11 protein-coding genes, 2 tRNA genes and 1 rRNA gene are annotated in these 16798 nt (G+C 46.6%); 13 read left to right on the forward strand and 1 reads right to left on the reverse strand.

The features are described from left to right. Position 1 precedes the first annotated feature (1 nt). The 8 genes from murD (at position 2) to lpxC (ending at position 9520) form a co-directional block, all read left to right on the forward strand. Positions 2-1321, forward strand: coding sequence for a UDP-N-acetylmuramoyl-L-alanine--D-glutamate ligase (gene murD, locus C9I43_RS18265; protein ID WP_107885054.1), 1320 nt, complete (start codon positions 2-4; stop codon positions 1319-1321). Further along, on the forward strand, positions 1311-2522 hold the full coding sequence (ftsW, locus tag C9I43_RS18270) for a cell division protein FtsW (protein ID WP_107885056.1): 1212 nt from the start codon (positions 1311-1313) through the stop codon (positions 2520-2522). Before murD ends, ftsW begins: the two co-directional genes overlap by 11 nt. Then, positions 2522-3610 carry an undecaprenyldiphospho-muramoylpentapeptide beta-N-acetylglucosaminyltransferase gene (murG, locus tag C9I43_RS18275; protein WP_107885058.1) on the forward strand — a complete coding sequence of 363 codons (1089 nt, stop codon included), beginning with the start codon at positions 2522-2524 and terminating at the stop codon, positions 3608-3610. Before ftsW ends, murG begins: the two co-directional genes overlap by 1 nt. A 2-nt stretch (positions 3611-3612) precedes the next feature. Then, complete coding sequence (murC, locus tag C9I43_RS18280) at positions 3613-5079, forward strand: UDP-N-acetylmuramate--L-alanine ligase (RefSeq protein WP_076497090.1); 1467 nt, start codon at positions 3613-3615, stop codon at positions 5077-5079. Between the two features lie 150 nt (positions 5080-5229). Beyond that, on the forward strand, positions 5230-5979 hold the full coding sequence (locus C9I43_RS18285; RefSeq protein ID WP_181317938.1) for a cell division protein FtsQ/DivIB: 750 nt from the start codon (positions 5230-5232) through the stop codon (positions 5977-5979). Next, positions 5960-7195 carry a cell division protein FtsA gene (gene ftsA, locus C9I43_RS18290; protein ID WP_076497088.1) on the forward strand — a complete coding sequence of 412 codons (1236 nt, stop codon included), beginning with the start codon at positions 5960-5962 and terminating at the stop codon, positions 7193-7195. The genes C9I43_RS18285 and ftsA overlap by 20 nt, the downstream gene beginning before the upstream one ends. A gap of 33 nt (positions 7196-7228) precedes the next feature. Then, entirely contained in the window at positions 7229-8419 is a 1191-nt protein-coding gene (gene ftsZ / locus C9I43_RS18295; protein WP_076497087.1) for a cell division protein FtsZ, read from the forward strand. Positions 8420-8599: 180 nt separating this feature from the next. Beyond that, positions 8600-9520 carry a UDP-3-O-acyl-N-acetylglucosamine deacetylase gene (gene lpxC / locus C9I43_RS18300; RefSeq protein ID WP_107885062.1) on the forward strand — a complete coding sequence of 307 codons (921 nt, stop codon included), beginning with the start codon at positions 8600-8602 and terminating at the stop codon, positions 9518-9520. Positions 9521-9533: 13 nt separating this feature from the next. Here the strand turns inward: lpxC and C9I43_RS18305 are convergent, their stop codons facing one another. Then, complete coding sequence (locus C9I43_RS18305) at positions 9534-9980, reverse strand: DUF721 domain-containing protein (protein ID WP_076497085.1); 447 nt, start codon at positions 9978-9980, stop codon at positions 9534-9536. A gap of 27 nt (positions 9981-10007) precedes the next feature. On the opposite strand from C9I43_RS18305, the gene C9I43_RS18310 reads away from it, so the two are divergent. From C9I43_RS18310 to C9I43_RS18330, 5 genes are all read left to right on the forward strand, one after another. Then, positions 10008-10907, forward strand: coding sequence for a M23 family metallopeptidase (locus C9I43_RS18310; protein ID WP_076497084.1), 900 nt, complete (start codon positions 10008-10010; stop codon positions 10905-10907). 60 nt (positions 10908-10967) lie between these two features. Continuing rightward, complete coding sequence (gene secA, locus C9I43_RS18315; RefSeq protein WP_107885064.1) at positions 10968-13694, forward strand: preprotein translocase subunit SecA; 2727 nt, start codon at positions 10968-10970, stop codon at positions 13692-13694. A gap of 761 nt (positions 13695-14455) precedes the next feature. Beyond that, a 16S ribosomal RNA gene (locus C9I43_RS18320) occupies positions 14456-15998 on the forward strand. 242 nt (positions 15999-16240) lie between these two features. Beyond that, positions 16241-16317, forward strand: a tRNA-Ile gene (locus C9I43_RS18325). Between the two features lie 137 nt (positions 16318-16454). Continuing rightward, a tRNA-Ala gene (locus C9I43_RS18330) sits at positions 16455-16530 on the forward strand. The last annotated feature ends 268 nt before the right edge of the window (positions 16531-16798 follow it).

The raw sequence follows: 16798 nt of genomic DNA on the forward strand, positions 1-16798 counted from the left end.
TATGCAAAATCAGTATTCACATATAGTGTTAGGTTTAGGGGCGACGGGTTTGTCTGTCGTGCGCTATTTATGTGGAAAGGGCATTACACCACTGGTAATGGACAGCCGCAGGCAGCCTCCAGGTGCTGAGACGCTCTTAACATCTTTTCCTGATGTGAAACTGATTTCTGGCGGATTTGATTGCCGTTATTTAGTGCAGGCAAGCCAAATTATTATTAGCCCTGGTATTGCCATGTATACCCCTGAAGTACGTGTTGCTTTGGATATGGGTATCGAAGTGATTGGCGATATTGAGCTATTTGCCCGAGAAATTGCTGACCGTACACCTTGTGTTATCGGTATTACTGGTTCTAACGGTAAATCGACCGTCACGACATTAGTCGGCGAGATGGCAAGAGAGGCGGGTATTGCCGTTGCCGTCGGTGGGAATATTGGTTTGCCAGCGCTGGATTTATTGCATGAAAATGCAGACTTATTCGTACTCGAATTATCGAGCTTTCAGCTAGAAACGACTCATAGCCTTAAATGTGTGGCGGCAACCTGTTTAAACATCAGTGAAGATCACATGGACAGATATAGCGATTTAGCCGCCTACCGCGCGGCTAAATTACGTCTATATCAGCAGAGCCGTGCAGTGTTATTTAATCGTGATGACAAGCTAACCATACCGCCAGAGCCTATGAACCAAAATAGTTTCGGCTTAGCTGCGCCTGAGTGTGACGAATGGGGTATTAGCGATGGCAAAATTTGTCATGGCAGTAGTGAAATAGTACCAATAGCTGAAGTTTCATTACTTGGCAGCCATAACCACGCAAATCTGATTGCCGCTATGGCGTTGGTCGATTTTGTTGATGTGAGTAAACAAGTCATGGCCGAGGTGGCGCGTACTTTTACTGGGCTATCCCATCGCTGCGAAGTGGTGGCAATAAAGAATGGCATTACCTATGTCAATGACTCTAAGGCAACCAATGTCGGTGCTACGGTAGCGGCTATTGATGGCTTAAGTGATCACTTAGGCGATATTATTCTAATTGCGGGTGGTGATGGTAAAGGTGCTGATTTTACGCCTTTAACTGCCGCTTTAGCTAAGGTAACGCATCTTATTACTTTGGGTCGTGATGGTAACAAAATAGCGGCATTAAAAGCCGGAGCTATCAAAGTGGACTCTATGGCTGGTGCGGTTGCGAAGGCAACGGAGTTAGCGACCTCTGGCGATATTGTTTTATTATCGCCCGCCTGTGCCAGTTTAGATATGTACAGTAACTTCATGGCTCGAGGTGATGATTTCCGTGGCCTTGTGGAGCAACTCAATGGCGAGTGATGTAAGGCAACTTAACCTCTTGGGACGTTTACGTTTAGCGATACCCAATTGGCAACGTGATACCGAAGTGCCGGGCGTGCAATTATACGACCGCGCTTTACTCACTGCGGTGTTGTCTTTGATTGGTTTTGGTTTTGTGATGGTAATGTCAGCCTCTATGCCAGAGGCGCAAACGCTCACGGGAAACCCGTTTTATTTTATGACTCGTCATATGGGTTATTTAGTCGGTTGCTTAGTGATTGCTGGATTTGTGCTTAGAGTTGAAATGCAAACTTGGCAGCGCTGGAGCCCAATGCTGTTATTAGTTGTTGGCTTGATGTTGTTAGCAGTTTTAGTGGTCGGTACTACAGTAAACGGCGCAACGCGCTGGCTATCCCTTGGGCCTATTCGTATCCAAGTGGCTGAAGTGGCTAAGTTTGCCTTTGCTATTTATATGGCTGGTTATTTAGTACGTCGTCATCAAGAAGTGCGTGAAAACGCGAAAGGTTTCTATAAACCCATTGCAGTATTCGCTATTTATGCCGTGTTGATTTTGATGCAGCCAGACTTAGGAACTGTGGTGGTATTGTTTGTTGGCACTGTGGGTTTATTGTTTTTGGCCGGTGCACGTTTACTCGACTTTTTTGCTTTGATTTTCGCTGGTGTGTTAGCGTTTGTTGCCTTGGTATTGTTAGAGCCTTACCGCATGCGCCGAGTAACGTCGTTTATGGATCCTTGGCAAGACCCTTTCGGTAGTGGTTATCAATTAACACAATCTCTGATGGCCTATGGCCGTGGCGACTGGCTTGGCCAAGGTTTAGGTAACAGTATTCAAAAATTAGAATACTTGCCCGAGGCTCATACCGACTTTATCTTTGCCGTTATTGGCGAAGAGTTAGGCTTTATTGGTATTATCGCCGTGTTATTCGTGTTGTTATTTGTAGCATTAAGAGCGATTCGTTTAGGTAATTTGTGCTTGGCTATGGATAAACCTTTCGAGGGTTATTTGGGTTATGCGATTGGTATTTGGGTTTGTTTTCAGACTGTCGTGAATGTCGGTGCCAGTATCGGTATGTTACCGACCAAAGGACTGACCTTGCCTTTTATCAGCTACGGTGGCAGTAGTTTATGGGTCATGACGGCAGCAACCATGATGTTGATACGCATTGATTACGAGCGGCGCATGACGTTAGTTCAGGCCGTGCAAGGGAGATTGAAGTAATGAGCCCAACAGGAAAACGTATTTTAGTCATGGCAGGTGGTACGGGAGGACATGTGTTCCCGGCACTGGCAGTGGCGAAGTATTTAGCGCAGCAGGGTTGGCAAGTGCGTTGGTTAGGCACGGCTGATCGCATGGAGGCGCGTTTAGTCCCTCAATATGGATTTGATATTGATTTTATTGATATCAAAGGTGTGCGCGGTAATGGTTTACTCCGTAAGCTTGCTGCACCCTTTAAAGTGGTACGCTCAATATTGCAGGCTAAGGCCGTGATTGCGGAGTTTAAACCTGATGTAGTGCTTGGCATGGGCGGATTCGCCAGTGGTCCTGGTGGCGTGGCTGCAAGATTGGCCGGTATTCCGTTGGTGTTGCATGAGCAAAACGCCATTCCAGGCATGACTAACAAATTGCTGTCGCGCATTGCGACGCAAGTGTTATGTGCCTTTAAAAATACCTTTACCACAGTGAAAGCTAAGGTTGTAGGCAACCCGATTCGCCAAGAGTTGATTGCCTTAGGTGCGCAGCCTAAACCAGAGGCTGATGAAGCTTTAAAAGTGCTGGTTGTTGGCGGCAGCCTTGGGGCTAAGATATTTAACGATCTTATGCCAGAGGTAGTTGCGATACTGAGCCATCGGCAGTCGGTTACAGTGTGGCACCAAGTAGGTAAGGATAACCTCGCTAGTGTCAAAGCGACTTATCAACAACAAGGCCAAGATGGCGGCGTGAATATCGCTGAGTTTATTGATGATATGGAAGCCGCGTATCGTTGGGCTGATGTGGTATTGTGCCGAGCTGGCGCGCTGACGGTCTCTGAGTTAGCGGCGGTAGGACTACCGAGTATTCTGGTGCCTTATCCCCATGCGGTGGATGATCATCAAACCCGTAACGCACAAGTATTGGTTGAGGCTGGTGCGGCTTTCCTATTGCCACAGGCCATCTTGGACGTGAATATACTGGCGAGTAAATTACAGTTGCTGGCCAATGACAGAACAGAATTAGCCCGTATGGGCCAAAGAGCGAGAGATGTTGCGGTACTGGATGCGACTGAACAAGTTGCCGCAGTGTGCATCAGCCTTGCTGAGAAAGGATAAGCATGACTAAGACAGAAAGATACGCACAACTGAGAAGCATGATCCCAGAAATGCGCCGTATTAAGCGTATTCACTTCGTCGGCATTGGCGGCGCGGGCATGGGCGGTATTGCCGAAGTATTAGTAAATGAAGGCTATCAGGTGAGCGGGTCGGATATCGCGCAAAATGCAGTGACTGACAGATTATGTTTACTCGGTGCTAAGATCCAAATTGGTCATGCCGCTGAAAACGTACAGCAAGTTGATGTCGTCGTCGTTTCAACGGCGATTAATCTGGAAAACCCAGAAATCATTGCCGCTAAAGAATTACGCGTGCCTATTGTTCGCCGCGCTGAGATGTTGGCCGAGCTAATGCGTTATCGCCATGGTGTGGCGATCGCGGGCACTCACGGTAAAACGACCACAACCAGTCTTATCGCCAGTGTGTACGCTCAAGCGGAGCGGGATCCTACCTTTGTGATTGGTGGCTTGCTCAATAGTGCGGGAACCAATGCAAGGTTAGGCACTAGCCGTTACTTGATTGCCGAAGCCGATGAGAGCGATGCTAGCTTCTTGCATTTGCAGCCTATGGTTAGTGTGGTGACAAACATTGAAGCCGATCATATGGATACCTATGGTGGCGATTTCGAAAAATTGAAATCTACCTTTGTGGATTTTCTGCATAACTTGCCGTTTTACGGTGTTGCTGTGGTGTGTATCGACGATGCTGTAGTGCGTGAAATCATGCCACGTATTGGCCGTAAACACGTGACCTATGGTTTTAGTGACGATGCGGATGTGCAAGCGCTGAATTTCAGCCAGAAAGGGCATCAGTGCAGTTTTACGGTGAGGCGTAAAGGTAAAGAAGATCTTGATCTGGTATTAAATTTACCGGGTCAACATAACGTACTCAATGCCTTAGCTGCGATTGCGGTCGCGACCGAAGATGAAATCGATGATAGCGCGATGATTCAGGCGCTAGTGGAGTTTCAAGGTATAGGTCGTCGTTTCCAGCATTTAGGTAAGTTTGCCACGCCAAAAGGTGAAGTCATGTTGGTTGATGATTATGGCCATCACCCCAGTGAAGTTGCTGCGACGATTAAAGCGGCCCGTGCGGGTTGGCCTGACAAACGTTTAGTCATGGCATATCAGCCGCACAGGTACACTCGTACTCGTGATTTGTACGAAGATTTTGTTGAAGTGTTATCGCAAGTCGATTGCCTGCTGTTACTCGATGTTTATAGTGCGGGTGAAACGCCTATTACGGGGGCCGATGGCCGAGCCTTATGTCGCTCAATTCGGCTGCGCGGTCAGTTAGATCCGATTTTTATTGCCAGCCCAGATCAACTCGCCGAAGTGTTGCCTGATGTATTGCAAGAAGGCGATTTATTACTCACTCAAGGAGCAGGTAATATTGGTGCCCTATCGCGACAATTAGCTTCCACAGAGTTAGGTTTTGCTGTTATAGAGTTACCCGCACAAGCGAGCTAAGTATTGGTGGTGGTTCTGTTAGAAAAGGAAATTTTGACCAAAGGATTTTGGTCTATATAATGGCCAGTTTTTTGTGGTTTTTCATGGGTGTCGTTAAAGGTGGAATGAAGCGTGTCTTGGAGTGATAAGCGGCGGCACTGGCGGGCAAAAATGTCACGGGTTAATTGGTATCTGTGGAGTGGAGCTGGCTTTTTATTCTTCATCGTGGCCAGTTTTTTGTTTGGTGGTTATCAGTTACATAAATTTTTAAATGATGCCACCACCTTGCCAATTGAGGCGGTTGCCATCAAAGGTGAGCGGGCTTACACCTCAGATAAAGATATTCAGATTGCATTACAGGATTTGATGCAACGGAGTTTTTTTAGTGCTGACATCACCTTAGTGCAACAAGCATTAGAAGCCTTACCTTGGGTATATCGCGCATCGGTAAGACGTGAGTGGCCAGCGAAGCTCAGGGTATATTTGCAAGAACAGCAACCGGCGGCTCGTTGGAATAGCACCTCGTGGTTGAATGTACACGGTGATGTTTTTGATGCGCCAGCGCATCCGGGACTTGAGCATTTACCACAGTTATCTGGACCAGATGATATGGGGCTTGAGGTATTGACAGTCTATGCACAAGTCAATTCTCTATTAAAGATTAATGGTTTTACCTTAGCGAGTTTGAATTTAACGCCACGACATGCGTGGCACGCGACCCTAGCGAACGGCATTGTTTTAGATCTAGGTCGAGAAGATAAAATTGCACGGATACAGCGATTTATTACTGTTTATCCGGTGTTGGCAAAACAAGACAAAACTGTTGCCAGAGTTGATTTACGCTACGACACAGGGTTGGCCGTAGGCTGGGGCGATGGACAAACAAGAGAGCCGGTAATTAATGATCAAAAACCAAGATAGAAACCTTATCGTCGGGTTAGACATAGGCACCTCTAAGGTCGCAGTGATCATAGGCGAAGTGCTGCCCGATGGTGAAATCAGCATAGTCGGCCTTGGCAACCATCCCTCAAGGGGCATGGATAAAGGTGGCGTGAACGATTTAGATTCGATAGTTCGCAGTGTGCAACGTGCGCTCGATCAAGCTGAATTAATGGCAGATTGCCAAGTCGCATCAGTTTATTTGAGCATTTCAGGTAAACACATCGCCTGCCAAAACGAAAATGGCATGGTATCGATCAACGATGAAGAAGTGACACAGGAAGATGTCGATAACGTAATCCATACGGCTCGCTCGGTGAAAATCCCGACCGAACGTCGCATTTTACACGTGCTACCGCAGGAATATGCTATCGATGTGCAAGACGGTATTCGTAGCCCAATCGGTATGTCTGGTATGCGGATGGAAGCCAAGGTGCATATAGTGACCTGCGCCAATGATATGGCGAAGAACATCACTAAGAGCGTCGAACGTTGTGGTTTAAAAGTCGATGATTTAGTGTTCTCGGGGATTGCTTCGGCCGATGCCGTGCTGACCTTCGATGAGAAAGACTTAGGTGTGTGCATCGTTGATATTGGCGGTGGCACCACGGATATTGCGGTATACACTAACGGCGCCTTGCGGCATTGTGCCGTAGTACCAGTTGCTGGCAACCAAGTGACGAATGATATTGCGAAAATTTTCCGCACGCCATCGTCACATGCTGAACAAATTAAAGTGCAATTCGCCTGTGCGCGTAGCTCCATGGTGAGCCGCGAAGATAGCATCGAAGTGCCATCGGTAGGTGGTCGTCCATCGCGCAGCATGTCACGTCACACGCTCGCTGAAGTGGTAGAGCCAAGATACCAAGAGCTGTTTGAGTTAGTGCTCAAAGAATTAAAAGACAGTGGATTAGAAGATCAAATCGCCGCAGGTATTGTGCTCACAGGTGGCACAGCGTCGATACAAGGTGTGGTTGATATTGCGGAAGCGACATTCGGCATGCCAGTTCGCGTAGCGTCACCGCTACCGATCAAAGGGTTATATGAATACGTGGACCAGTCTATTTACTCCACTGGAGTTGGACTGCTTCATTACGGTGCTAGACGGGTGATCGAACGTCAGTTCGAGCGTCCTGAGCGCCAAGGGGTAACTAGCGCTTGGAATCGGGTCCAAAGTTGGTTTAAGGGCGAATTTTAATTTTCATAACGCAGGCAACACGGAGATCAGACAATGTTTGAGATCATGGATACTCACTCAGACGACGCGGTGATTAAAGTCATCGGCGTTGGCGGCGGCGGCGGTAACGCTGTCGAACATATGGTCAAACACAACATTGAAGGTGTTGAGTTTATCGTTACCAATACAGACGCTCAGGCCCTGAGAAAATCAGGTGCTGGATCAACGATTCAATTAGGACGTGATGTTACTAAGGGTCTCGGAGCAGGGGCAAACCCAGATGTGGGTCGTGCAGCAGCAGAAGAAGACCGCGAAAATATTCGTGCGGCGATCAAGGGCTCTGACATGATCTTTATCGCAGCCGGAATGGGCGGTGGTACAGGTACAGGCGCAGCACCCGTTGTGGCTCAGATTGCTCGCGAAGAAGGTATTCTGACCGTTGCAGTCGTGACTAAGCCTTTCCCATTTGAAGGGAAAAAACGCATGGTTTATGCCGAGCAAGGTATTGCTGAGCTGGCTAAGCATGTGGATTCGTTAATTACGATCCCAAATGAAAAGTTATTAAAAGTATTGGGCCGTGGTACTTCATTGCTTGATGCGTTTGCCGCAGCAAATAATGTGTTACTTGGTGCTGTACAAGGTATTGCCGAGCTTATCACTCGCCCTGGCCTGATTAACGTCGACTTCGCCGATGTGAAGACCGTGATGTCCGAAATGGGTAATGCCATGATGGGTACAGGTGTTGCTCGTGGTGAAGATCGTGCTGAAGAAGCGGCCGAAGCGGCTGTTGCCAGCCCGTTATTAGAAGACATCGACTTAGCCGGTGCACGTGGGGTGTTAGTAAACATCACTGCGGGTATGGACATGAGTATCGAAGAATTCGAAACCGTGGGTAATCACGTTAAAGCTTACGCCTCTGACAATGCGACTGTAGTTGTTGGTGCAGTCATCGACCCTGAAATGAGTGATGAGCTGCGTGTAACGGTTGTTGCGACCGGTATTGGTGCTGAAAAACGTCCTGATATCCAGTTGGTTTCTAAACCGGCACCTCGCCCAGAGCCTACACCAGTTGTCGTTGAACCAAAAGTTGAAGCCTATGTCGAAGAAGCAGTACATGTAAATTATGCTGCGCCAAAAGGCAACGTCGTACCTGCGGCGCAACCTGTATCTACGCCAGCGCCGTCGACAAAGCATGAGTTGGATTATCTTGATATTCCAGCATTTTTGCGCAAACAAGCCGACTAATGTTAGTGCTTGAGCTCAGCATAATTGTGCGGTGTTGTTCAGTTTAGACAATGCCACAACACTGCTGAATTTGTGTGAAATAATAAAATGATGTTATTATGTGGTACCAGTGCGGCTATTTAGTCGCCGCTGAGTGTAAAAATATTAGGTTTAATAATTGAAATTTAAACGGGTAACTGAATGATATTTCAAAGAACTGTTCAAAAAATGGTGAAAACAACTGGTGTCGGATTGCATTCTGGCAACAAGGTCACTTTGAGCATTATGCCCGCGCCCGTTAATTCAGGGATCGTACTCGTGCGCACCGATTTGAGTCCTGCTGTTGCTATTCCAGCGAAGGCGGAACAAGTTCGTGAAACCACAATGTGTACGGCACTTGTCAATGACGACGGTATTCGAATTTCGACTATTGAGCATTTATTTGCAGCACTTGCGGGTTTAGGCATAGATAACGCTGTAATCGAAGTGGACGCGCCTGAAATTCCGATAATGGATGGTAGTGCGAGCCCATTCGTCTTCTTATTGCAGTCTGCTGGTATTAAAGAGCAGGCAGCACCTAAGAAATATTTAAAGATTAAACGCCCTGTGCGTGTTGAAGATGGCGACAAATGGGCTGAGTTAAAGCCGTTTAAAGGTTTTAGAGTTAATTTTAAAATTGACTTTTCACATCCTGAAATTGCTCGTAGTCAACAGCATGTGGTGATGGATTTTTCAACATCCGCTTTCGTAAAAGATATCAGCCGTGCTCGTACGTTCGGGTTTATGCGAGATATCGAATATTTACGAGCCAACAATCTAGCGTTGGGCGGTAGCATGGAAAACGCAGTTGTACTTGATGAATATCGCGTCCTTAATCCCGACGGCCTGCGTTATGAGGATGAGTTTGTTAAGCACAAAATTTTAGATGCGTTTGGTGACTTATATGTTGCTGGACACGCTATCTTGGGTGAGTTTACGGCATATAAAACCGGCCATGCACTGAATAACCAATTAGTGCGTGCTTTATTAGCGCAGCAAGATGCGTGGGAGTTGGTCAGCTTTGAAAAAGAAGCCGATGTCCCTGTTAGCTTTACGGTACCTGGTGGCGCCGTATTTGCTTAAAAAAACGCTGAAGTTATTTATTACGGCTGGCCAATGAGGCCAGCCGTTTTAGTTTTTCACCCAATGAGCCACCAATATTTTCTGCTAATGCAGTAATATGTTCCGCAGACTCCATGCTTAATTCTTTATGTCCCTGTTTAGGCTTTGCGTCATACATTGCTAATCTTGGGTTGACTTTAACCTCAATTGCGGTAAGGATTGGGAGCGTTTCTGCTTGGAGCTGCGTGAGTAGCTTAGGCTTTTGGAAATTAATTCGTGCAGCCCAGGCCGCCGAAGTCGTTTCAATCACAAGAACACCCTGACGGAAATTAGCGACTTTTAGTTGCTCCGCAACAGGACCTGCAATAATCTGCTTCACATGCTGATCCAGATACAACAGTAGTTCCGCTTTCTCAGCAAGATCGGGTAACTTTCCCGATTGGTGCAGTAATTTGCTGAGATCTTGAGGGGGCTTTTTCATATGATAATAAGATGGCTGAATTAGGCTATGAGTGTAACAGTATTTATTCAAGGTCGGAATGGCGTCACACGCTGGCAGCCCAGTAAACGCTGGTTGCTACTTCCAATGCTATTGTTGGCGACGGGATCGGGTGTTTATCAATACAGCTCTGCTCTATTTCAAGATCAGCAGGCCAGTGTCGATAATGATCGTCTTGTACGCGAGCAACAGAAAAAACAAGTCTTAGAGCTAAAAAGTGCTACAGAGTCACAGCTAACCATGTTAGTAACTCACGTTGCACGTATGCAAGCTAAGATCACCCGTCTCGAAGCTTTAGGTCAACAGGTCGCCCAGCAAAATAAACTAGATGAAGATTTTGATTTTTCATCTGAAGTTGGTGTCGGTGGTTTGAGTGAGTTAGGCACTAATATCGAGCTCGGACAGCTTATCGTCGATATGGATAAGCTCGCATCACGCATTGACAATAATAATGTTCAGCTTTCACTCCTTGAAACCGTATCATTTAACCACCATATAGATGATGAACGTTATATATCAGGTGTCCCACTCGATAAAGGTTGGTTATCATCATCCTACGGATTACGTAATGATCCTTTTAACGGTCGCAGGACTGTACATAAAGGGATTGATTTCACCGGGCGAGAAGGGGCTAAAGTGATTGCAACTGCAGCAGGCGTAGTCACCTTTGCCGGTAATATGTTCGGTTATGGCGAGTTGGTTGAAATTGACCATGGTAACGGTTTACATACGCGTTACGGCCATAATAAAGCTTTGTCAGTGACTGTAGGTGATGTGGTCGCAAAAGGCGATGCTATCGCTAGTATGGGAAGCACGGGGCGCTCAACTGGGGCTCATGTGCATTATGAAGTGTTGCGCGACGGACAACAAATAGATCCACAAAAATTTGTCTATCGTAAAGCAAGTTAATTGAAACATTGGCTTCTAGTTCCCATCATGGACTTGGCCTACAGAAAATAAGTGATTCAGATGTTTGGTAAATTACTGACAAAAGTATTTGGTAGTCGCAACGACCGCACTCTTAAAGGGCTTCAAAAAATCGTTATTAGTATTAACGCATTGGAAGCTGATTATGAAAAATTAACCGATGAAGCATTAAAAGCAAAAACCGCTGAATTCCGTGAGCGTTTAGCTACGGGTGCTACATTAGATAGCATCATGGCTGAAGCGTTTGCAACAGTGCGTGAAGCGTCTAAGCGTGTATTTGAGATGCGCCATTTCGATGTGCAATTACTCGGCGGTATGGTACTTGATAGTAATCGTATTGCGGAAATGCGCACGGGTGAAGGTAAGACATTAACGGCGACTTTACCGGCTTATTTAAACGCATTGACAGGTAAAGGTGTTCACGTCATTACTGTGAACGATTATCTGGCACGTCGTGATGCCGAGAATAACCGCCCTCTGTTTGAGTTCCTCGGTTTAACCGTGGGTATCAACGTGGCTGGTCTTGGTCAGCACGAAAAGAAAGCCGCTTATAACGCCGATATCACTTACGGTACCAACAACGAGTTTGGTTTCGATTATTTGCGCGATAACATGGCGTTTTCACCGCAAGAACGCGTGCAACGTCCATTGCACTACGCCCTCATCGATGAAGTGGATTCAATCTTAATTGACGAAGCGCGCACGCCACTGATTATTTCCGGTGCAGCTGAAGATAGCTCAGAGCTTTATATCAAGATCAATACACTGATCCCAAATCTTATCCGTCAAGATAAAGAAGACACGGAAGAGTTTGTGGGTGAAGGCGACTACAGCATCGATGAAAAAGCCAAACAAGTGCATTTCACCGAACGCGGTCAAGAAAAAGTAGAAAACCTATTAATCGAGCGCGGCATGTTAGCCGAAGGCGATTCTCTCTATTCTGCTGCTAATATTTCACTATTACACCATGTTAATGCTGCACTGCGTGCGCATACGCTGTTTGAGCGTGATGTAGATTACATCGTACAAGACAACGAAGTCATCATAGTCGATGAGCATACGGGTCGTACTATGCCAGGTCGTCGTTGGTCAGAGGGCTTACATCAAGCTGTTGAAGCCAAAGAAGGCGTGCACATTCAAAACGAAAATCAAACATTGGCGTCGATTACTTTCCAGAACTACTTCCGTCAATACGAGAAGCTGGCCGGTATGACAGGTACTGCTGACACTGAAGCGTTCGAATTCCAACACATCTATGGATTAGACACCGTTGTAGTACCGACAAACCGTCCAATGGTGCGTAAGGACATGGCGGATTTGGTTTATCTTACCGCTGATGAAAAATATCAAGCCATTATAAAAGATATTAAAGATTGCCGTGAACGGGGTCAGCCAGTATTGGTGGGTACTGTATCAATCGAGCAGTCTGAATTACTAGCACGCTTAATGGTGCAAGAAAATATTCCACATAAAGTACTGAACGCTAAGTTCCATGAGAAAGAAGCTGAAATTGTTGCTCAAGCAGGTCGTCTTGGTTCTGTAACCATTGCCACTAACATGGCTGGTCGTGGTACTGATATCGTGCTTGGAGGAAACTGGAATATGGAAATCGATGAGCTCGATAATCCAACTCCAGAGCAAAAGGCTAAGATTAAGGCCGATTGGCAAATTCGTCATGACGAAGTAATTACAGCCGGCGGCTTACACATCTTAGGCACTGAACGTCATGAATCACGCCGTATCGATAACCAATTGCGTGGCCGTGCCGGTCGTCAAGGCGACGCGGGTTCATCACGCTTTTACCTGTCGATGGAAGATAGCTTAATGCGTATCTTTGCCTCGGATCGTGTTTCTAGCATGATGAAAAAACTGGGTATGGAAGAGGGCGAAGCTATCGAGCATCCATGGGTGTCTCGCGCTATTGAAAACGCTCAACGCAAAGTTGAAGCACGTAACTTCGATATTCGTAAGCAATTACTTGAATTTGATGACGTAGCCAACGATCAACGTCAAGTGGTTTATGCCCAACGTAACGAATTAATGGATGCTGAGAGTATTGAAGATACTATCAAAAACATTCAAGACGATGTGATTGGTGCTGTTATCGATCAGTATATTCCACCGCAATCTGTAGAAGAACTATGGGATGCCCCTGGATTGGAGCAGCGTCTGCAGCAAGAGTTTATGCTCAAGTTACCTATCCAAGAATGGCTAGATAAAGAAGACGATCTGCATGAAGAGAGTCTACGCGAGCGTATTATCACTGCTTGGGGTGAGGCTTATAAGGCAAAAGAGGAAATGGTTGGTGCGCAAGTGCTACGTCAATTCGAAAAAGCCGTTATGCTACAAACGCTCGATGGCTTGTGGAAAGAGCACTTAGCCGCGATGGACCATCTGCGTCAAGGTATCCATTTACGTGGCTACGCACAGAAGAATCCAAAACAAGAATATAAACGTGAGTCGTTCGAGTTGTTCCAACAGTTGTTGAACACCTTGAAACACGATGTCATCAGTGTGCTGTCAAAAGTGCAAGTGCAAGCTCAGTCAGATGTGGAAGAAATGGAAGCGCGTCGTCGTGAAGAAGATGCCAAGATCCAACGTGACTACCAACATGCTGCGGCAGAGTCACTTGTTGGCGGTGGCGATGAGCATGAAGCTGTCACTGCGCAAGCACCAATGATCCGTGATGGTGACAAAGTGGGTCGTAATGATCCTTGTCCTTGTGGCTCTGGCCGTAAATACAAACAATGCCATGGCAAACTTAGTTAATCTGCATCTTACAGATTAAGCCTACTGAATAAGTAGAATAGACCGAACACTAAAGGCAACTTATCTAAGTTGCCTTTTTATTTCCTCTTTAATACAGTGCCATTTGGATTAGCTTCTAGCTCTGCTTATATAGCTAATCTGCTTAATTCTTCAATGGACTCTATTGCACTCATCTGACTAACCTCTAAAACAGCACTCTTATTAGCAGTAAATTTAACCATCAAACACCATTTTGTGGATAAGTCTGAGGATAAGTAGTGGGTATGGTGTTGCTAACTTAAACAATTGAAAAAATAACACAAATATGCAAAAAATCCCTTGCGCACTTTCTCAATCTCCCTATAATGCGCATCCACTGACACGGTGATGAGCGTAACGCAAGTTAAGCAAATCAAACTAAGTCAGTTCATCGGTTAGCAAGCTAACGATGGGTGTTGAGAAAGTTGAAAAAACTACTTGACGCACTAACGGGAATGCGTAGAATACGCAGCCCTGACCCGCTGAGAAATCAGTGTGTGGTCAACGCTCTTTAACAATTTATCAAGCAAATCTGTGTGGACACTCACAGGTGTTGAGTTAATCGAAACTGCTTAGCCTTCGGGTTGGCAGTCAAAAATTTAAATCAATGTAACAATGAGTGTTCATAGCAATATGTACAGTTTGTTTCTGCTTCCTTTATAGGGATGTGGAAACAAAAAATCAGAATTCATTGAGCCGCTGATTGGCTTCTTATTTATAAGAAGTTGAGAAGCAAAAAACTTTAATTGAAGAGTTTGATCATGGCTCAGATTGAACGCTGGCGGCAGGCCTAACACATGCAAGTCGAGCGGCAGCGCAAGGGAGTTTACTCCTGAGGCGGCGAGCGGCGGACGGGTGAGTAATACCTAGGGATCTGCCCAGTCGAGGGGGATAACAGTTGGAAACGACTGCTAATACCGCATACGCCCTACGGGGGAAAGAAGGGGACCTTCGGGCCTTTCGCGATTGGATGAACCTAGGTGGGATTAGCTAGTTGGTGAGGTAATGGCTCACCAAGGCGACGATCCCTAGCTGTTCTGAGAGGATGATCAGCCACACTGGGACTGAGACACGGCCCAGACTCCTACGGGAGGCAGCAGTGGGGAATATTGGACAATGGGGGCAACCCTGATCCAGCCATGCCGCGTGTGTGAAGAAGGCCTTCGGGTTGTAAAGCACTTTCAGTAGGGAGGAAAGGTAGCGTGTTAATAGCGCGTTACTGTGACGTTACCTACAGAAGAAGGACCGGCTAACTCCGTGCCAGCAGCCGCGGTAATACGGAGGGTCCGAGCGTTAATCGGAATTACTGGGCGTAAAGCGTGCGCAGGCGGTTTGTTAAGCAAGATGTGAAAGCCCCGGGCTCAACCTGGGAATTGCATTTTGAACTGGCGAACTAGAGTCTTGTAGAGGGGGGTAGAATTCCAGGTGTAGCGGTGAAATGCGTAGAGATCTGGAGGAATACCGGTGGCGAAGGCGGCCCCCTGGACAAAGACTGACGCTCAGGCACGAAAGCGTGGGGAGCAAACAGGATTAGATACCCTGGTAGTCCACGCCGTAAACGATGTCTACTCGGAGTTTGGTGTCTTGAACACTGGGCTCTCAAGCTAACGCATTAAGTAGACCGCCTGGGGAGTACGGCCGCAAGGTTAAAACTCAAATGAATTGACGGGGGCCCGCACAAGCGGTGGAGCATGTGGTTTAATTCGATGCAACGCGAAGAACCTTACCTACTCTTGACATCCACAGAAGAGACCAGAGATGGACTTGTGCCTTCGGGAACTGTGAGACAGGTGCTGCATGGCTGTCGTCAGCTCGTGTTGTGAAATGTTGGGTTAAGTCCCGCAACGAGCGCAACCCCTATCCTTATTTGCCAGCACGTAATGGTGGGAACTCTAGGGAGACTGCCGGTGATAAACCGGAGGAAGGTGGGGACGACGTCAAGTCATCATGGCCCTTACGAGTAGGGCTACACACGTGCTACAATGGCGAGTACAGAGGGTTGCAAAGCCGCGAGGTGGAGCTAATCTCACAAAGCTCGTCGTAGTCCGGATTGGAGTCTGCAACTCGACTCCATGAAGTCGGAATCGCTAGTAATCGTGAATCAGAATGTCACGGTGAATACGTTCCCGGGCCTTGTACACACCGCCCGTCACACCATGGGAGTGGGCTGCAAAAGAAGTGGGTAGCTTAACCTTCGGGGGGGCGCTCACCACTTTGTGGTTCATGACTGGGGTGAAGTCGTAACAAGGTAGCCCTAGGGGAACCTGGGGCTGGATCACCTCCTTACCTATACGACTAACTTAATGTTTGGTCGAAAAATGCTCCTGCATTTTCGACATTCGGTACATCCGTGTACCTTTTGAGTGTTCACACAGATTTGCTTGATAGAAGAAAGAGTAAAAGATGAACCTAGTTAAATAGGTTTATCAAAGATGGGTCTGTAGCTCAGCTGGTTAGCACCCCAATCCCCTCATAAAGAGTAGGGTGAGGTCGGTGGTTCTAGATGAACTTAGATTTATCAATAAGATGGGTCTGTAGCTCAGCTGGTTAGAGCGCACCCCTGATAAGGGTGAGGTCGGTGGTTCAAGTCCACTCTGACCCACCAAATCTTTGTTCTCCTTTGTTAAATTAACACTCGTTTAGTGAACTAAACGTCGCGTTAATTTGCCGTGGGAACTTGATTTGGCAAACCAATCCTTTTAGAGGTTTGGAACATCTTACTTACTCGCACTGCATGTAAATGGGGCTATAGCTCAGCTGGGAGAGCGCCTGCCTTGCACGCAGGAGGTCTGCGGTTCGATCCCGCATAGCTCCACCATTTACTGCTTGTTTTGACTGGTTTATACCGAAAACGAGTGATATGCATTATGGATAGAGATGCCAAAGATAAACTGAAAAATTATCTTTGGCTTTTTTAAGCCCGCTCTTTAACAATTTGGAAAGCTGATAGTGATTAACATGATGATGTCTGTCGTTATGTTAATTACAAACCGATGTAAGTGTGGAAACACTTGCATCATGAGTTCTCAAACACTTTATTAAGTGTCTTGAATATTCAAAGTGAAGTATTTTGCTGTGGTGGCAGA

It is taken from the genome of Shewanella morhuae (assembly GCF_003028295.1).
GTDB classification, from domain to species: domain Bacteria; phylum Pseudomonadota; class Gammaproteobacteria; order Enterobacterales; family Shewanellaceae; genus Shewanella; species Shewanella morhuae.